Source organism: Cryobacterium sp. Hh38 (assembly GCF_004403235.1).
GTDB classification, from domain to species: domain Bacteria; phylum Actinomycetota; class Actinomycetes; order Actinomycetales; family Microbacteriaceae; genus Cryobacterium; species Cryobacterium levicorallinum.
The window spans coordinates 23,809-42,084 of sequence record NZ_SOHD01000010.1; the positions used below are offsets into that span (position 1 = coordinate 23,809).

Annotated in this window: 14 protein-coding genes; 7 read left to right on the forward strand and 7 right to left on the reverse strand. The window is 67.5% G+C overall.

Translation table 11 applies throughout. From position 1 onward, the window contains the following. Nucleotides 1-80: 80 nt before the first annotated feature. Together rocD and ddaH are read right to left on the reverse strand one after the other, a co-directional pair. Entirely contained in the window at nucleotides 81-1,343 is a 1,263-nt protein-coding gene (gene rocD, locus E3T41_RS05400) for an ornithine--oxo-acid transaminase (protein ID WP_092452543.1), read from the reverse strand. Nucleotides 1,344-1,369: 26 nt separating this feature from the next. Continuing rightward, complete coding sequence (gene ddaH, locus E3T41_RS05405; protein ID WP_092452416.1) at nucleotides 1,370-2,224, reverse strand: dimethylargininase; 855 nt, start codon at nucleotides 2,222-2,224, stop codon at nucleotides 1,370-1,372. A gap of 226 nt (nucleotides 2,225-2,450) precedes the next feature. On the opposite strand from ddaH, the gene E3T41_RS05410 reads away from it, so the two are divergent. Then, complete coding sequence (locus tag E3T41_RS05410; RefSeq protein WP_092452413.1) at nucleotides 2,451-2,888, forward strand: Lrp/AsnC family transcriptional regulator; 438 nt, start codon at nucleotides 2,451-2,453, stop codon at nucleotides 2,886-2,888. A gap of 9 nt (nucleotides 2,889-2,897) precedes the next feature. Here E3T41_RS05410 and E3T41_RS05415 read toward each other — a convergent pair whose 3' ends face one another. Beyond that, a complete protein-coding gene (locus E3T41_RS05415) occupies nucleotides 2,898-3,668 on the reverse strand; it encodes an ABC transporter permease (protein ID WP_092452411.1) in 771 nt (256 codons plus the stop codon). A gap of 169 nt (nucleotides 3,669-3,837) precedes the next feature. Between E3T41_RS05415 and E3T41_RS05420 the strand changes: the two genes are divergently transcribed. From E3T41_RS05420 to E3T41_RS05430, 3 genes are all read left to right on the forward strand, one after another. Next, nucleotides 3,838-4,212 carry a GntR family transcriptional regulator gene (locus tag E3T41_RS05420; protein ID WP_092452408.1) on the forward strand — a complete coding sequence of 125 codons (375 nt, stop codon included), beginning with the start codon at nucleotides 3,838-3,840 and terminating at the stop codon, nucleotides 4,210-4,212. A gap of 141 nt (nucleotides 4,213-4,353) precedes the next feature. Beyond that, nucleotides 4,354-5,346 carry a hypothetical protein gene (locus E3T41_RS05425; protein ID WP_092452405.1) on the forward strand — a complete coding sequence of 331 codons (993 nt, stop codon included), beginning with the start codon at nucleotides 4,354-4,356 and terminating at the stop codon, nucleotides 5,344-5,346. Next, on the forward strand, nucleotides 5,343-5,705 hold the full coding sequence (locus E3T41_RS05430) for a GntR family transcriptional regulator (RefSeq protein WP_369828635.1): 363 nt from the start codon (nucleotides 5,343-5,345) through the stop codon (nucleotides 5,703-5,705). The genes E3T41_RS05425 and E3T41_RS05430 overlap by 4 nt, the downstream gene beginning before the upstream one ends. A 63-nt stretch (nucleotides 5,706-5,768) precedes the next feature. On the opposite strand, the gene E3T41_RS05435 is transcribed toward E3T41_RS05430, so the two are convergent. The 4 genes from E3T41_RS05435 to E3T41_RS05450 all read right to left on the reverse strand — a co-directional run bounded on the left by E3T41_RS05435 (nucleotide 5,769) and on the right by E3T41_RS05450 (nucleotide 14,759). Beyond that, nucleotides 5,769-6,758: an NAD(P)-dependent oxidoreductase gene (locus E3T41_RS05435; protein ID WP_134477644.1), complete on the reverse strand. Its 990-nt coding sequence runs from the start codon at nucleotides 6,756-6,758 to the stop codon at nucleotides 5,769-5,771. A 10-nt stretch (nucleotides 6,759-6,768) separates the two neighbouring features. After that, the gene (locus E3T41_RS05440) at nucleotides 6,769-9,807 is read right to left on the reverse strand and encodes an alpha/beta fold hydrolase (protein ID WP_241991042.1); all 3,039 of its coding nucleotides are present in this window, start codon (nucleotides 9,805-9,807) and stop codon (nucleotides 6,769-6,771) included. Between the two features lie 225 nt (nucleotides 9,808-10,032). Continuing rightward, a complete protein-coding gene (locus E3T41_RS05445; protein ID WP_092452398.1) occupies nucleotides 10,033-11,055 on the reverse strand; it encodes a 3-oxoacyl-ACP synthase III in 1,023 nt (340 codons plus the stop codon). A 122-nt stretch (nucleotides 11,056-11,177) separates the two neighbouring features. Next, a complete protein-coding gene (locus E3T41_RS05450; protein ID WP_092452534.1) occupies nucleotides 11,178-14,759 on the reverse strand; it encodes a bifunctional proline dehydrogenase/L-glutamate gamma-semialdehyde dehydrogenase in 3,582 nt (1,193 codons plus the stop codon). A 156-nt stretch (nucleotides 14,760-14,915) separates the two neighbouring features. Between E3T41_RS05450 and E3T41_RS05455 the strand changes: the two genes are divergently transcribed. The 3 genes from E3T41_RS05455 to E3T41_RS05465 all read left to right on the forward strand — a co-directional run bounded on the left by E3T41_RS05455 (nucleotide 14,916) and on the right by E3T41_RS05465 (nucleotide 18,216). Continuing rightward, nucleotides 14,916-15,881 (forward strand): LysR family transcriptional regulator, encoded by a 966-nt coding sequence (locus tag E3T41_RS05455; RefSeq protein WP_092452395.1) that lies wholly within the window; start codon nucleotides 14,916-14,918, stop codon nucleotides 15,879-15,881. Nucleotides 15,882-16,022: 141 nt separating this feature from the next. Continuing rightward, nucleotides 16,023-17,624 carry an NAD(P)/FAD-dependent oxidoreductase gene (locus tag E3T41_RS05460; protein ID WP_134477646.1) on the forward strand — a complete coding sequence of 534 codons (1,602 nt, stop codon included), beginning with the start codon at nucleotides 16,023-16,025 and terminating at the stop codon, nucleotides 17,622-17,624. An 85-nt stretch (nucleotides 17,625-17,709) separates the two neighbouring features. Beyond that, complete coding sequence (locus E3T41_RS05465; RefSeq protein WP_092452531.1) at nucleotides 17,710-18,216, forward strand: SRPBCC domain-containing protein; 507 nt, start codon at nucleotides 17,710-17,712, stop codon at nucleotides 18,214-18,216. Nucleotides 18,217-18,276: the final 60 nt, after the last annotated feature.

The following is an 18,276-nucleotide window of genomic DNA, read 5'->3' on the forward strand; positions in this document are numbered from 1 at the left end:
TTCAGGAAACGCGCGTTCGCCGAGCCGCGATCCCCGCGGAACGGGGCGGGCCGGGCCGGTGCCGCGAACCGACCGGAGGCCTACTTCGCGGCGGTGAGGTCGGCCAGCACCAGGCGCAACTGCTCGACAGCCCAGTCCACGTCGTCAGCCGAGACGACGATCGGCGGGGCGAGCCGAATGGTCGAGCCGTGGGTGTCCTTGGCGAGCACGCCGCGGGCGAGCAGAGCCTCGCAGACGACGCGGCCCGGGGCCAGCGCGGGGTCGATGTCGATGCCGGCCCAGAGACCGACGCCGCGCACCTCGACCACGCCGTGGCCGATCAGCGCCGAGAGCCCGGCATGAAGGCGTGCACCGAGTTCGGTCGCTCGCTTCTGGTATTCGCCCGTGGCCAGCATTTTCACGACGGCCAGGCCCACGGCGGCGGCGAGCGGGTTGCCACCGAAGGTGGAGCCGTGCTCGCCGGGGTGCAGCACTCCGAGTACGTCGGTGTTGCCGACGACCGCCGACACCGGCACGATGCCGCCACCGAGGGCCTTGCCGAGCAGGTAAAGGTCGGGCACGACGCCGACCAGGTCGCAGGCGAAGGTCGAGCCGGTGCGGCCGAGCCCCGACTGGATTTCATCGGCGATGAACAGCACGTTCAGACGCGTCGTAATCTCGCGCACGGCCGGCAGATAGGCCGCCGGCGGCACGACGATGCCGGCCTCGCCCTGGATCGGTTCGAGCAGCACGGCGACGGTGTTCTCGTCGATGGCAGCCTCGAGCGCCGCGGCGTCGCCGTAGGGCACGGTGCGAAAACCGGGTGTGAACGGTCCGAAACCGGCGCGGGCCGATTCGTCGTCGGAGAAGCTGATGATGGTGGTGGTGCGGCCGTGAAAGTTGCCGGCGGCGACGATGATGTTGGCCAGATCGGGCGCGACGCCCTTGACTCGGTAGCCCCAGGCGCGGGCGACTTTGATGCCGGATTCGACGGCCTCAGCGCCGGTGTTCATGGGCAGCACCATGTCTTTGCCGGCGAGTTCGGAGAGCGCGGTGACGAACGGGCCGAGCTGGTCGTTGTAGAAGGCGCGGCTGGTCAGCGTGATGCGGCCGAGCTGCGCACGGGCGGCGTCAAGCAGAACCGGGTTGGAGTGCCCGAAGTTCACGGCGGAATACGCGGCGAGACAGTCCAGATAGCGGTGACCGGCGACATCCGTTACCCAGGCGCCGTCACCGGTCGCGACAACGACCTCGAGCGGGTGGTAATTGTGCGCGGCGTGCGCGCTTTCCTGGGCGATCAGTGCGGTGGCTTCAGGCGAAACGGATGCTACGGGCACGGTCTCGGCGGTCAGGTTCGTGGTCATATCGTGCTCCTTCAGGTTGGGCGCGGTCATCGGCGCAGCTCGAGCGTGCAGCACTTGACGCCGCCGCCGCCGAGCAGCAACTCGGACAGGTCGACGCCGATCGGGTTGTAGCCGCGGGCGCGCAGCTGCTGTTCGAAGTCCTTGGCGCGGGCGGCGATGACGACGTTGTAGCCGTCGGAGTAGGAGTTGAGTCCGAGGATGGAGGCATCCTCTTCGGTGACGATAATGGCGTCGGGATAACGTTCCTGCAGAATCGCGAGGCTCGGAGCATCGAACGCGCTCGGCAGGTACGCGATATTGCTGTCATCGAGCACGGCAACGGCGGTGTCGAGGTGGTAAAAGCTCGGGTTGATCAGGCGCAGGGTGATGACCGGGCGGCCGGCGATAATCGAGAGCTCTGCATGGCTGTTCGAATCGCTACGAAAGCCGGTGCCGGCCAGAATAACGTCGCCGACCAGCAAAAAGTCGCCCTCGCCCTCGTTGGTTTCGATCGGCACGCGCACGTCGAAGCCGTTGGCGCCGAACCAGTCCATGTAGGCGGGACCTTCGGGCTGGCGCTGTACGTGGGTGAACTTGGCGCCGTAGGCCTGGTTGTCGATGACGAATCCGCCGTTGGCCGCGTAGACCATGTCGGGCAGGCCGTCGATCGGCTCGATCAGCTGCACGTCGTAACCGAGGCCGACGTAGGTGTCGTACAGGGTCTGCCACTGCTCGACGGCGAGCGAGGTGTCGGTGGGCAGGGCCGGGTCCATCCAGGGGTTGATGCGGTAGACCACGGTGAAGAACTGCGGCTTGCACATGAGAATGGTGCGCTTGGTGGCGGTGCGCACCGGAACGGCCGATTCTTCGGAGAGGACGGGGGTGGCTGAGTTGATCGACATGAGGCTCCTTCGTCGTTTCGCGGACCTGAAAACCCACGAAACGTAGGGTGAATGGCGGACCAGGTCGCTCACGAGAGCCCGGCGCGATCGAACCACGATCGTTCCGGGACGCCAGTCTTAGTCTCACACAGCACGATTCAACGTTTCACGCTGATCTGCGCAACAAATCTTCGAGAATGACCGTCGGGACGCACGTTTGCGCACAGCGATCGCCTAGACTCGGCCCATGGACAACCTAGACCACAGCATTCTCGACCTGCTGCGCCAGAATGCGCGTGCCGGCTACGGCGATATCGGATCCGTCGTGGGGCTGTCGGCATCCGCTGTGAAACGTCGCGTTGATCGGCTGGTGGCCGACAAGGTCATTCGCAGCTTCACCATTCAGGTCGACCCGGCCGTCGACGGCATGAGCACGGAAGCCTATGTCGAGCTGTTCTGCCGCGGCACGGTGGCGCCCGACGAACTGCTGCGCATTCTCTCCGGCGTGCCGGAGGTGGTCGATGCCGGAACGATCACCGGCAGCGCCGATGCCATGGTGCACATTCGCGCCCGGGACATTCCCGGCCTCGAGGCGGCCCTCGAAAAGGTGCGCCTCGCGCCCAACGTCGACCACACCCGGAGCGCGATCGTCTTGTCCCGCCTGATTCACCGTTCGGTCGAGTAATTTCGAGGGCTAGACCGTGGGGACGGGCTTTTGGCGCACCGGGCCGACCAAGTGCAGCAGGGTCACCGCGGCGATCGACCCGGCGCAGAGGATGCCGGCGAGCACGACGATCTGAAACCGGCCGGCCTCCAGCGGCGATGCTCCGCCAAAGAGCGCGCCGACGAACGCCCCGGGCAACGTCACGAGGCCGGTGGTTTTGGTCTGATCCGTGGACGGGATGATGGCGAAATAGACCGCTTGCCGGGCGAGTTCCCGGGTGGACTGGCTCGGTGTGGCGCCGAGCGCGAGCCAGCCCTCGACCTCGTCCCAGTGGTCGCCGACCGCTTCGGTGAAGCGCCGACCGCTCAGCGTCGCGATCGACATGGCATTGCCGATGACGATGCCGCCGATGGCGAGCACGTAGCGCGGCGAAAATTCAATCGCTCCGGTCGTGAACACGATCGTCAGCGTGACGACAACACCGAGCCCCATCGCCGCAGCAACCCGTACCAGGTGGCGCCGGTTGAAGCCGATCCTCCGGGCCACCGTGCCAACGGCCGCCGCAAACATGACGAGCAGTCCGACACCGACCCAGAGCGGATCGTTGATGATTCCGCTGAGGATCAGGCTGATCGCGGCCAGCTGCAGGGTACCGCGCAGCAGGGCCAACGCCGGCGCGAACGGATGCTGCGTGCGATAGCCGCGCAGCACCGTCACGACCACCGCCAGAAGCAGCATGACACCGACCAGGGTGGGCAGCAGCCCGGCCAGCTGGGCGGGCAGATCGGCCGGGAAAGTCATGGGTTCGAGCCTACCGAGCCGCCGCGGCCTCACGAACGGTGCTTCGTGGGCGTTGAGGCAGGCAGGCACCCGCGCTCTCGGACATTCTGGAGGAACGTACCAACGGTATGCTGTTGCAGCATCCGTTGTAGCGGGGCAAAATTGTCCATAACGTTGAACGGAGGGTCCCGTGCCCGCTTCCTTTGTTGCCATTGATTCCCAGTCGAGTACGCCGCCGTTCGAACAGTTGCGCAGCCAGGTGATTGCGGCCGTGCGCTCCGGCGAGCTCGCCCACGACACTCGCCTGCCGACCGTGCGTGCCCTCGCCGCTGAACTCGGCCTCGCCACGAACACGGTCGCCCGCGCCTATCGTGAGCTGGAGCGTGACGCCGTCATTGAAACCCGCGGCCGATTCGGGTCATTCATCGCTCCCAATGGCGATGCGGCGGCGCGGCAGGCCCAGGCGGCCGCCGCGTCGTTCGCCGCTCGCATTCAGCAGCTCGGGGTGAGCCGGGAGGAGGCGCTCGCTCTCGTCACCGAAGCTCTGGAGCGTCCCAGCGCCTGAACCGCTGGTGCTGTGCTCTTTCTGGGTGCATTGAGTTTTCGCGGTCAGGCACGGCCAGGACAGCTTTTCCTGCCGAGCACCTATTGCCACAGTTGTTTGTATTGCTACTCTGGTACAAAACGCACACAAAGGGAGGGTTTTGTGAATCCGGTCTTGGTGATTTTGGCAGCGCTGGTGATGGCGGGTCTCGGCATCCGTTTGGCCTATATCTCAAGAGCCGAACCGCGCAGACGGATGCTGCACGCCTACTCTCAGCAGGTCGGGCTCGCGTTGGTGCCCGGGATCGTTCCCGAGCTGTCGCGCCGACTCTATCGCCGGGAACGTGCCGGGGTCGTCGGAGCGATGATCGGACTCGTCGTCGGAGCGGCGGCGCTCGTCTCGATGGGCGGGAGCGAGAGCCCGTGGAACGGACTTCTGGTCGGGGTCACGATGACGGTTGCGTCGACAAGCGCCGTGATCCTCAACGATTCGCATGCGGCCTTCGCCCCGGTTCCCGAGGCGCCGCGACTCGCGCGCAGCCTGTCGCCCCGGCTGGCCGACTATGTCACGCCGCTCGACCGCACGTTTTCGCTGGGATTCCTGGCGCTGGCCACCCTCGGCTACATTGCCGTGCTCGGAGTCATCGCGATCAACCCTGAGCGGGTGTTCGATGACGTTTCGGTGCGAACTATTCTCTGGCCGGCCGGACTGCTCCTGGCCCTCGCGGCTGCAGCGAGCCTGCTCACCTGGGCGGCAGCCGGGGCGCTGCTCGATCGCGGCCAGCCGGCCAGCACATCCATCGAACTGGCCTGGAGCGATGCCTTTCGCAGCACCACCCTGCGCAGCCTGGTCGGGATCCCGGGCATCATTGCGGCCGTCAGTACCTGCGTGTTGTTCCTGTCACTCAGCGACTCGATCTATCTGCCGGAGCCCGGCTCGGTCGGGGAGATTCTGGTCGAATCGTTCACGATAATGGGACCGGTGCTGGTCTTCGCCCTAATCGGTTGGAGCGTGACGAGCCTGCGCAATCGCAGCACCACGCACTACCTGCGTCGACTGTGGCCCGAGACAGCCAGGGAACTCGACCGGCGCCGGCGCGGCCCAACCGCCGACAACTGGCCCGACGAAGACAGCCGAGAGAAGACCTCGGCATGATGCTGCTGGTCGATCCGCGCTCCGCCACACCGCCCTACGAACAGTTGCGGGTGCAGGTACTCGCCGCCGTTCGTGCGGGTTCACTGGCCCCCGGCGACAAGCTGCCGACCGTGCGCAAACTCGCGGACGATCTGGGGCTCGCCGCCAACACCGTGGCCCGCGCCTACCGTGAGCTCGAGCGCGACGAAGTAATCGAGACGCGCGGCCGCAACGGTTCCTTCATCGCCGCCAGTGGGGATGCCGCCCAGCAGCACGTGCAGGCCGCCGCCGCCGCGTTCGCCGCCCGGGCGCGCAAGCTCGGCGTGGCCCCCGAGGAGGCGCTCACGTTCGCGCGCGCGGCCCTCGGGTTTCGCGCGTAGCGCCTGCCGCCCACACCAAAGCGGTCTGGGCCCGAGCACAGTGGTGGGCGGAGCGGGTCGCAGCTAGGAGCGAGCGCGATAGTGCGCGGCGAGACGCCCGAAGCCCTCGTCAAGTGAGACCGCGGGGGTCCAGTGAAGGTCGGCGCGGGTGCGGCGCTGGTCGAACCAGTGCGCGGTCGAGAGCTGTTCGGCCAGAAACCGGGTCATTGGCGGCTCGTCGACACCCGGGCGACGCCGCCAGATGGCCTCGATGAGCGAGCCGACACCGCGGGCAGCGGATGCCGGCACCCGCCAGGTCGGCGCCGGCACGTTGGCCGCGCCGCAGATTCCGGCGAGGATGTCCGCAACTGGGCGCGGTTCCCCGTTGGTGATCACGTAGCTCTGGCCATGCACGGTGACAGCTGCGTCGAGCGCGGCATGAATGGCCGAAGCCGCGTTATCGACGTAGGTCGTGTCGATCAGTGCAGCGCCGTGGCCGAGCAGCGGCAGCCGACCGGAGCGCGCACGGTCGACGATGCGCTCGATCAGCTGGGTATCGCCGGGACCCCAGACCAGGTGCGGGCGCACGGCGACCACGCTGAATCCGGGAGCATCGGCGGCCAGCGCGAGCAGTTCGGCGTGAGCCTTGGTGCGGGCGTAGTCGCCGCGAGCGTGTTCCGGCGCGGCCGGCAGCGCGTCCGAACCCATGATCGAACTGCCGGCATGAGCGACCGACGGTGAGGACACGTAGACGAACCGGGAGACGCCGGCCTGCTGCGCAGCCTGCAGCACCGTGCGGGTGCCGCCGACATTCACCGCCGCAAACTCGTCCGGATCCCCGGTGAGCGAGACCTTCGCGGCGAGGTGCACGACCGCGTCCATGCCGCTGACGGCATAGGCGAGACCGGCGTACGGGGTGTCGGCCGGCGTCGTGATGGAGCCGTGCACGTCCTCGACGCCGGCCACGCCGGATGGCCGCCGCTGAAAGGTGCGCACCTCGTGCCCGGCCGCGCTGATGCGCTCAGCGACGGCGCGACCGAGAAAGCCGCTGGCTCCGGTCACCAGCACTCTCATGGCGCGCCCCTCATGGCTTAGTCCAGCGACCGCCAGAGAGGATGCCGGTGGCCCAGCGCGACAGCCGGCTGCGGTCGATCTTGGAGTTGTGCCGAATATCGGTGGGCAGTCCGGGCACGACGAGCACCGCGGCGACCGGCGAGCCGACAGCGGCGCGCACGGCGGCGGCGAGCGGAGCGGATGCCCGGTGCACGCTGCGGGCCGGCGGCACGGTTTCGATCACGGCGACCTGCTGCTGGGTACCGACCGGGCCGACCCCGACGAAGGCCGCACGAGCAACGTCGGGCAGCGTTTCGATGCGCTGCTCCGGACCGACCGGGGTGACGACGCCACCAGCGGTCACGATGACATGCGGCATGCGGCCCTCGACCCAGAGGCGGCCAGCGCTGTCGAGGTGACCGACGTCGCCGGTTCGATGCCAGCGTTCGCCGGGCACCCCGCCGCGACGCGAGGCCCGTTCGGTGAGCCAGAGCCGGTCGTAGTGGTCCTTGACGTGCGGCGCCGACACGACGATCTCGCCGGTCACGTTGGGCTGCTCCGACAACTCACCAACGGATGCCCCACTCGCGTCGAGCGCGCTGATCCGGATGCGCGTGGTCTGCGTCGACCCCCCGACGCAGACTCCCCCGGCCGGGTTCACTTCAGCCGACGTTGCAATGAGCGCGGCCTCACCATCTCCGCCGGTCGAGCTTGCCGAGACCGCAGTGTCGGGCAGTGAGGCAGTGGACGGGGCCGACTCGCCGTCGTGCGCTGCGGCATCCGCTCTGCGAGGCATGGAAACACTCGCAGTGGCAGCCCGGATGCCCTCGAGCGTGATGTCGGCCATGAGCAGGCCCTCGGTCATGCCGTACGGGGTGTGCGCGGTCGCTTGCGGCATGAGCGTCGCGGCCTGGGCGAGCAGGCTCTCGGAGATTGGCGCGCCGGCCGAGAGAAAACGCTGAACCCCGGCGAGGGCCGCGTGATCGGCGGGGGTGAGCGCGCCGGCGGTCGCGACGACGTTCACGAGCGCGGCGGGCGAGAGAAAGACGACCGTCGCGTCGATGGCGGCCACGGCGGCCGCGACGGCGGTGGCGGTGAGGGTTTTGGGGGCCGTGACGTCCATATCGGGGGTGACCGAGCGGGCGCCGAGGGCCGGGCCGAGCAGGGCGAACGGGGCGAATCCGGCGACGAGACCGGTTCCGACGCCCACTCCGTACTGCAGAAAGAGGGCATTGCTCACAGCAGAGAGCTGGCCGTGCGTGTAGACGACGCCCTTGGCCGGGCCGGTCGATCCGGAGGTGAACAGTACGGCGGCCGGGTCGGTCGGTGCGGGGCCGGGCGGGAGTGCGTCGTCGGCGTCCAGGCGCGCCTGGCCCAACTGCACGAGCTCGGCGAGAGTCTGCTCGATGCTCAGGAGCGCGGCCATCGGAGCCGGGAAGCGCGCCGTGGAGATTTTGCGTCCGGGCCAGCCGAGGGCGCGGGCGGCCATGAGGCCGGGAGCTGCGCCGATGACGAAGTCGGGACGAGCGCCGCGCACGGCGCGAGTGAGGCCGGCCAGGCCGAGGCCGGCATCCGCTACGACGACGATCGCGCCGATGCGCACGCAGGCGTAGAGCACCGCGGTGAGGTCGGCGCTCGGCGGAACCAGCAGCGAGACGCGGTCGCCGGGCTTGACGCCAATGAAGACGAGACCGGCCGCGATCTGGCGTACGCGCCGCGACAGTAAGCGCCAGCTGACGGTGCGCGAGGCCGGCTGCATATCGACGAGGGCGGTCTCGTCGGAGTTTTGCAATTCGTCGAGGTAATACCAAAGTGGATGCGTCCCCGCGGCTTCCCACGCGGCTTGCGGTCCCCCTACGGCGGTCTCGGCCAACGGAGATGGTGCGACCGCCTCGGCGCCCGAAGTGGCGGTGAGCAGCGTGCTGGACGCTCCCATCCGCTGATCGAGCTTGCCGAGATCGCCAGTCCGGGAGGGGGACGTGACCGCATTAGCCGCATCGTCGGGAGTGACCGCGACAGCGTCGCCGAGCCAGAGCAGCGCGGCAGCACTGTAGTCCGCATCCTCGGCCAGCAGATGCCCAGCGCCCTCGAACCGGTGCACGCGGGCGTGCGGCATCCGCCGGGCCAGGTCGTCGAGGTAGCGGTCGCTGAAGATTGGATCGCGGGGACCCCAAAGCAGCAGCGTCGGCACCGCGAGCGCGCGCGCGCCCTCCGCTATGCGGTCGAGTTCAGGCCGACTTTCGTGGCTCAGTGCGACCGGAATGTCGGCGACGAACCCGCCGATTCCCCCGCGTCGAGCGCTCGTCAAATACGGAGCTCGGTAGCCTCGCTTGACCTCGGTCGATAGCGACGGATGCGCCAGCGCCAGCGTCGTGGCCAGAAACGCCGGCGTCGCCACGGTCGCCGGGCCGAGAATTCCACGACCGAGGGCGAGCCGCAGTGGCGCCGGAATCGGATCGCCAGCGCTCTGATGCACCGCCGTATTGAGCAGCATGACTCCGGCCAGCAGTTCGGGGTGGTCGACGGCCCAGCCGAGCGAGACGACTCCTCCCCAGTCATGGCCGAGGGTGACGACCGGGCCGGCCAGGTCGAGGGCGTCGGTGAGGTCGCCGAGGTCCTGCACCCGGCGGGCCAGTGGGCGAAAACCTCCGGTGCGCTCGGAGAAACCCATGTCAAGCTGGTCGACGGCGATCACGCGCCAGGCGAGCGCACCCGACGCCGCTGCATCCGTTGCCGACGACAGCAGGCCGCGCCAGAGGTAGGACCAGGTCGGGTTGCCGTGCACGCACAGAATCGTTCCGACCGGAATCACGCCGAGCGCGTCGAGCTGCGGGCCATTGTCGAGCAGGTGCCAGCCGTGCGCCACGCCACTCGCCGTGCTGCCGGTTGCCGCGGCACCCAAATCGCTGCCCAACCCACCCCCTAGGCCGCCTGCAGCGCTGCCTTCCGGAACCTCGATCAGGCGCGACCACTCTGGGTCGAGCCCCGTCAGTCCGGCCGGCGGGAGTGTCGCCGGGGCTGGCACCAGGCGCGGAAGGCGGTTAGCTGCGGTTGCGCGGGAAGTGGTCACAGTGTTTCTTCTCCGATTGGGTCATGCACCTGACTACCGAAATCCTGCTGCTGGTTGCTTGGCCGTGACAGTGCAGCGGATGCTCGTCCAGTCATTTAATGGGGCCAAAGGTGGCACCTCGCGAGGTGCCTCGTCCAGCCCAGCCAACCGAATGGCTACCTCCTGCGGCAACGTAGGCTCCGGTGCCCAGAGGCATCCGGACGAAGTGGCTGGAGGCCAACACGATCACCAGACGAGTTCCATCATGGCGGTGTTGAGGCCGGAACCGACGCCCATCAGCAGCACCCGGTTGCCCGGTTGCAGCTTCGACGCCTCCTGGGAGAGGGTGATCGGAATCGATGCCGGGCCGACATTGCCAAGCTTCGGATAGGTCAGCGGAACCTTGGTTTTGTCCATGCCAGTCGCCTTGACGATGGCGTTGGTGTGCACGTCCGAGACCTGGTGCACGATGTAGCGGTCCATGTTGGACCAGCTCCAGTCGCGCTTCGCCTCGGTCCAGGCCGACACGACCAGTTCCATGCCGCCCTTGAGCAGCGCTTTCGCGTCGGTGAACATGCCATCGACGCTGCCGACGCAGAGTCCGTTGAACTGAGTGGCCGCGCGGGTGACTCCGCCGAGGATGCGGTGGCCGGCGGGGTGGGCATCCGCTGGACCGAGCACGGCGGCGGCAGCGCCGGAGCCGAGGGTGAGGCTGGCGAACTCACTCATGAAGTCTTTGCGCTTGATGCCCGGGCGACCGAGGCGGTCAATCGTGTTGGTCTGGATCTCGTCGGCGTCTTCACCGTCGATGATCACGGCGTACTTGATCTGCCCGCTGTCGATGAGCTGGGCGGCGAGGGTCATGCCGTTGACGAAGCCGAGGCAGGCGTTGGCAATGTCGAAGTTGATCGCCGACGACGGCAGGCCGAGGCCGTGGTGAATACGCACGGCAACAGAGGGTTCGAGGTGCTTGCGGGTGACCGAGGTATTGATGAGCAGGCCCACGTCGCTCGGCTTGATGCCAGCCTCTTTTAGCGCGATTTTGCCGGCCTTGACCGCGGCGTCATCGAAGGTCTCGTCCGGGCCCCAATTGCGTCGCTCGTAGACACCGGCGACGCGCTGCAGCAGCCCGGTCGGCAGTTTGAGGCGCGTCAATACGGGCTTCAACCGTCGGTCGATTTCTTCCGACGTCGTGATCAGCGGCGCCATCAGACTCGCGACCGACAACAAGGCGACGTTTCGATGCGTCGTCGTCGCGTTTCCGTTCAAGCGTGAACCCCTGTCGAATTGTGGACAGCGGTAATCATACGTCCCCTAACAGTTTGACCCACGAAACTGTATGTAAACCGCACGTGGCCTGTGTGCCCGCTCGGGGCACACAGGCAGACGGGCTAGATCACACCGTCCGAGAGCGTGCTCGGGTTACCGAACCGGTGCGCGGTGATCGAGATGGCCTGTTCGCGCAGGAACGGCAGCACCTCGATGCGGCCGGCCTGGGTGACAGCGTTCGAATACACCGCGATGTCCGGGCTGCCGGCCAGCGCCTCGGCGAGAGCGGATGCCGCCTCCCTCGCCCCGAGCACCGGGTCACTGCCGATCAGACGCACCCGGCTGGCGGTGATGCCGCCGGTGCGGGCCCGTGCGAGCCACTCCTCGTCGCTTTCGATGAACACCGGAATCTCGCGGTCGGCCAGGATATTGCGCACGGCTGGCGGAACCGGAATGGTGCTCGAGACGTCGAAGCGCGACGTGGACAGCGTTGCGGCGGCGATCACGCGCAGCAGCTGGGCGAGCGTTCCCGACTCGGTCAGGCGCACGGTGACCGGCAGCGCGCGGTAGCGGAACAGGTTGCGCTCCACTCCGAGCCCGGTGGCGTCGCGCACGACGTTGAATTCCTCGCGCCAGGCCAGGGCGTCGCTCACGGCCGAGCGGCGCAGCACGTCGAAGTCGGCGTAGTCGAGGAACGGCTGGCTGGCTTCGATGATGTCGGTGACTCGCTGCTCCAGGCCACGCAGGTGCAGCGTCGAGCTGTTGCGGCCGGGTTCGTTGACCCAGCTGCCGAGGCCGAGCAGGTAGTTCGGTCCGCCGGCCTTGGTGCCGGCGCCCACGGCCGAGCGCTTCCAGCCGCCGAACGGCTGACGCTGCACAATGGCGCCGGTGATGCCGCGGTTGACGTAGAGGTTGCCGGCTTCGATCGTGTCGACCCAGAGGGCCAGCTCGTCGGCGTCGAGCGAGTGCAGTCCGGTGGTCAGGCCGAAGTCGACGGCATTCTGAAAGCGGATGGCTTCTTCCAGATTGCGTGCGTGCATCACGCCGAGTACCGGTCCGAAGAACTCGGTCAGGTGGAAATACGATCCGGGCGTGACGCCGGTGCGGATGCCCGGCGACCACAGCTTGCCGGTCTCATCGAGCTGCCGGGGCTCTACCAGCCACTGTTCTTCGGCGCCGAGGGTGGTGAGCGCGTGCAGCAGTTTGCCGTCGGCCGGCATCATGATCGGGCCCATCTGGGTGACCGGGTCACTCGCCGGGCCGACCTTGATCGAGGTCGCGGCGTCGACCAACTGGCCGAGGAACCGCTCCGACTTCGCGACCGATCCGACCAGAATCACCAGGCTCGCGGCCGAGCATTTCTGTCCGGCGTGGCCGAAGGCGCTCTTCACCACGTCGGCGGCGGCCAGGTCGAAGTCGGCCGACGGCGTCACAATGATGGCGTTCTTGCCGCTTGTTTCGGCGAGCAGGGGCAGGTCATGACGGAATGAACGGAACAGCTCGGCCGTCTCATAGCCGCCGGTGAGGATGACCCGGTTCACCGCGGGGTGCGCGATGAGCTTGGCGCCGAGATCGCGGTCGGGCAGGTTCACCAGCGCGAGCAGCTCGCGCGGGATGCCGGCTTCCCAGAGCGCTTCGACGACGATGGCGCCGGTGCGCTGGGCTACTGCGGCGGGCTTGATCACGACGCCGGCACCCGAGGCGAGGGCGGCGAGGACACCGCCGGCCGGAATGGCGGTCGGGAAGTTCCACGGCGGGGTGACCACGATGAGCTTGGACGGCACGAAGATGGCGCCCTGCACCCGGTCGAGGTCTTTGGCTCGTTCGGCGTAGTAGTTGGCGAAGTCGATGGCCTCGCTCACCTCGGCGTCACCCTCGGCAATGGTCTTGCCGCACTCGCTCGCCATGACCTCGATCAGGCGGTCACGGTTCGCGGCGAGCGCCAGGGCGGCGCGGTGCAGCACGGCGGCACGTTCGGCGCCGGTCTTCTGGCCCCAGGCGTTTCCGGCTTCGAGCACACCGTCGATGATCGTATTCAGCGCTGCCTCATCGGCAACGGCGGCGGCCTCGACCGTCTCGGTACCGAGAACGGATGCGTCGGCGCGGGCCAAAATCCGACGGCCCCAGGCGCGGTTCGCGGGCAGCGACGGGTCGGTGTCCGGCTCGTTGTGGAACGTCGAGTGGGTGGGCACCGAGCCGCGGGTGATACCGAGCAGTACGCCGGTCAGTTGCGGGTCGTCGTCGGCGGCGGTCTCGGCGTCGTGGCTGCGGGCATCCGTTGCGGCGGCGGCCAGGCGATCAAGGTCGTAGCTGCTCGAACGATCCTGCACGCGGTTGGGGGTGGGGACCCGGTCATCGAGCGCGTCGAGCGAGGCCTGGAAACGGGCCTTTTCGCGGTCGAACAGCTCGGGGTTGCTGGTCAGCTCGAACACGGCCGACATGAAGTTCTCCGAGCTCGCGTTCTCTTCGAGCCGGCGAATGAGGTAGCTGATGGCCACGTCGAACTCTGAAGGGTCGACGACCGGTGTGTAGAGCAGCAGCTGGCCGACGTCCTTGCGCACGGCCTGGGCCTGGCCGGTCGCCATGCCGAGCAGCATCTCGAACTCGACCTTGTCGTCGACGCCGCGGGCGACGCTGAGCAGGTGCGCCCAGGCCACGTCGAACAGGTTGTGGCCGGCGATGCCGAGCTTGACGGCATCCGTGTTCTGCGGGGTGAGCGCCCAGTTGAGCACCCGCTTGTAGTTGGTGTCGCTGTCTTGCTTGGTGCCGAAGGTTGCGAGCGGCCAGTCGTGCACGGCGGCATCGACGTGCTCCATGGCGAGGTTGGCGCCCTTGACCAGGCGCACCTTGATTGGGGCCCCGCCGGCCGCGCGGCGGTTCTGGGCCCAGTGGGTGAGGCCCTGAATGGCGCTGAGGGCGTCGGGCAGGTAGGCCTGCAGCACGATACCGGCCTCAAGCTGGGCGAGCTGCGGCTGGTCGAGCAGGCCCTCGAACACCGCAATGGTGAGGTCGAGGTCGCGGTATTCCTCCATGTCCAGGTTGATGAATTTCGGGGTAGCGGATTGTGCTGCGAACTCAAACAGCGGTGTCAGGCGCTCGATCACGCGGGCGACGGTCTCGTCGAACGCCCACATCGAGAGCTGGCTGGCGATCGAGGACACCTTGATCGAGACGTAGTCCACGTCGGTGCGTTCGAGGATGCGCTTGGTGCCTTCGAGGCGTTCGAGCGCTTCTTTCTCACCGAGCACGGATTCGCCGAGCAGATTGATATTGAGGCGGTTGCCGCCTTCTTTCAGGTGAACGAGCGCGGGGCCGAGCTTGTCGGGGGTGGCGTCGACGACGAGGTGGCCGACCATCTGGCGCAACACGGTGCGGGCGGCCGGGATGACGACCCAGGGCAGCACCGGTCCGAGCATTCCACCGAGACCGATCGCCGCGCGCATCGGTGCGGGCAGAAAACCGGGCGCCTTCTTGGCGACCTTTTGCAGGCTGTAGCCGGCGACCATCTTGTCTTCGGGACGCATGACGCCGTCGACGAATCCCACCGTGAAGTCGAGGCCGTTGGGGTCCTTCAGCACGCCGGCGAGCCGCTCGGCCGCGGCATCCGCTGGGATGGTGGCACTTTCGTCAAGCCATTTCTTAACGAGCTTGACGACCTCCGAACTGAAATCCTCGTTGGCGGGACGGGTGGAGGCGTTGGTCATGGTCACGAGACTAGTCTTTCGTTCGCGGTGGGTGGCTCTGATGCTTCAAGTCTGAGGCCAGCCTATATTTAGCAAAAGCAATTGTTTATGCATGATATTCGTTACAATTTCTAATGATTTGGTTTTCGGTGGGTTGATGGGTGTAAGGGGCAGTGGATGCTGGACGTCAGGCGGCTGCGACTGCTGCGTGAATTGAAGATTCGCGGCACCCTCGCCGGGGTCGCCGAGGCCCTCGCCTACAGCCCTTCGGCGGTGTCGCAACAGCTCGCGCTGCTCGAAAAGGAGGCCGGCGTCGTGCTGTTGAAGAAGGTCGGCCGCCGGGTGCAGCTCACGCCGCAGGCCGAGATTCTTGTCGAGCACACCACCTACCTGCTGGAGCGACTCGAACTCGCCGAAGCGGACCTGCGCGCGAGCACCACGACCGTGTCGGGCACCGTGCGGGTGGCCGTGTTCCAGTCGGCGGCCCTTGCGGTGATTCCCCGGGCGCTCACCTTTCTGGCGGAAGACTATCCGGCGCTGCGCGTCGAAGTGACCGAGCGCGAGCCAGAACGTGGTCTGTTCGAGGTCGCCGCGCGCGACTTCGACCTCGTACTCGCCGAGCAGTACCCCGGCCATACTCGCGCGCACTGGCCCGACCTCGACCGGGTCAATCTGGCCACGGATGCGCTGCGGCTCGCGGTGCCGCCCGAAGATGCCAGCTCGGGCCGCGTGCGTGCGGCGACGCTGGAGGAGACCGCCGGGCTGCCCTGGGTGATGGAACCTGTCGGCACAGCATCGCGGCAATGGGCCACGCAGCTCTGCCGCTCCGCCGGGTTCGAACCGGACGTTCGGTTTGAGACCGCCGACCTGATCGCGCACATCCGCTTGATTGAATCGGGCAATGCGGTGGGCATTCTGCCCGACCTGGTTTGGGCGGGGCGGATGCCGGCCGTGCAGCTGCACGATCTGCCGGGCACCCCGCATCGCACCCTGTTTTCGGCCGCGCGCCGGTCGAGCGCGCAGCGGCCGGGGGTGGTCGCGGTGCGCGGCGCCCTCGACCGGGCGGTGAGCAAGGTGGCAAAGCCCACCGAATCCGACCCGCTGGAGCCGCCGCGCCCGTTCGAGCCCCTCGCGCCGGTGTAGCGGGCCGCCCTCCTCCTCCTCCTCCTCCTCCTGCGAGAGCGGGTCAAGTGCTGCTTCAGCACCCCCGAAGCAACCGTTTATCCGCTTTCGCGTGCAGACGTGGGCGCGGGGTGACACGGAGCCGGTGGGTAGGCTCGGCGCATGAGCGAACCCACACACGACGTCGTGATCATCGGAGGCGGCCACAACGGCCTCGTCGCCGCCACCTACCTCGCCCAAGCCGGACGCAGCGTACTCGTGCTCGAGCGGGAGCCGCAGGTCGGTGGCGCTGCCATTTCAACGGATGCCTTTGCCGGCGTCGATGCGCGCCTGTCGCGCTACTCCTACCTGGTGAGCCTGCTGCCGGCCAGAATCATTCGCGAGCTGGGGCTCGACATTGAACTCGCCCGACGGCGGTATTCGTCATATACGCCGATGCCGGGCGTCGCGTCTACTGGCAGCGCGTCGGCTGACAGCGCAGCCGGGCTGCTGGTCGATCACGGCGACGCCGCGGCGACCAGGGACTCGTTCGCGCGCATCGGGGCTGCGGCCGATTTCGACGCGTGGAACGCGTTCTACGAGGACACCGCTCGACTGGCGCGCGCCGTGTTCCCCACGGTCTGCGAACCGCTGCTCACCCGCTCGGAGGCCAAGCGGCTGGTCGACGACGACGAGCTCTGGACCGCGCTGATCGAGCAGCCGCTCGGCCTGACCATCAGCGACCGCTTCGAGAACGACCTCGTGCGCGGCGTCGTGGCCACCGACGGGCTGATCGGAACGTTCACGAGCCTCGCCGACCACAGTCTCGACGCGAACCGCTGCTTCCTGTTCCACGTGATCGGCAATGGAACCGGGGACTGGGACGTGCCGATCGGCGGCATGGGCGCCGTGACCGGGGCGCTCGAGCGGGCGGCCCGCGCTGCCGGCGCGCGACTTGAAGTCGGGGCTGAAGTCACATCGGTCAGCGCCGATGGAGCCGTGGAGTACTTCCAAGAGGGTCGCGTCAAGAGGGCGCACGGCGGGGTGATTTTGGCGAACGTCGCGCCCTGGTCGCTGCGGGAGCTACTGGGCGCTGGAGAAACGGCATCCGCTGTAATAGAAAAGCCGGAGGGCGCGCAGGTGAAGGTCAACCTGCTGCTGACCCGGTTGCCGCAACTGTTGGACGCGAGCGTCGCGCCCGAGGCCGCGTTCGGCGGCACTTTTCATATCAACGAGTCGTACGAGCAATTGCAGGCCGCGTATGAGCAGGCGCTGGCCGGAGAGATTCCCTCCGTTTTGCCGTGCGAGATCTACTGTCATTCGCTGACCGATCCGAGCATTCTTTCGCCCGAACTCGCCCAGGCCGGGGCGCACACGCTCACCGTTTTCGCCCTGCACACGCCCCATCGCGCGCTCACCGAGACCAACAACGACGAGATGCGGGCGCAGTTGCAGGCCGCAGTGCTGCGTTCGCTCAATTCGGTGCTGGCCGAGCCGATCGAACCCCTCTTAATGACGGATGCTGCCGGTCGTCCCTGCATCGAAACCAAGACCACGCTCGACCTCGAGCAGGCGCTGAATCTGCCCGGCGGCAATATTTTTCACGGCGGGCTGTCCTGGCCGTTCCTCGAGGATGACGAGCCGCGCGGCACGCCAGCCGAGCGCTGGGGAGTAGCCACCTCGCATCCGCGCATATTGATCTGCGGGGCCGGTGCGAGGCGCGGCGGCGGGGTCAGCGGGCTCGGCGGCCACAACGCCGCGATGGCCGTGCTCGAGGGTGCGTAGTAGACGGATCAACGCTTGTAGCCGACGGGTTGAAAGTGGCCTAGCCTGAGAGAAGACTCGCGTTTCACTCAAAGTGGAGGTCACCATGTCAGCCAAGCCCACCGGTCGTCTCGTTCACCGCGAGGACGGCCTGTACCTCATGCTCAATCGGCTCTTCAATGCGCCGATCGAACAAGTCTGGGCGAGCCTGACCCGCCCGGCCGAGCTGGAGAAGTGGATCGGCACCTTTACCGGTTCGCCGGCCACCGGAGCGGTCAAGTTCAAGATGACCGCCGAACCCGATGCTAAGTGGGAGTACGTGAGCGTTCGCGAATGCCAGGCTCCGCACCGGTTCAACGGTGATTTCGGCAAGGGTGAGGATTCCTGGCGGGCCATGTTCCACCTGGTCGAGGGCGACGGCATGACCAACCTGACCTTCGGGCAGCGCCTGCGGAGCCCGTCGGAAGCTTCCACGGTTGGCCCCGGATGGGACTACTACCTCGATCGCCTGGTGGCCTCGCGCGCCGGTCTGCCGCTACCGCAGTGGGAGCACTACTACCCCGCGCACGCCCAGTTCTACAAGGACCTGATCGTTCCTGCTCGCACCGCCTGAACGCTAACGTTCGGCGAATTGCTCTGGGTCTGCGGCCTCACGGCGCAGACCCGGGGTTGC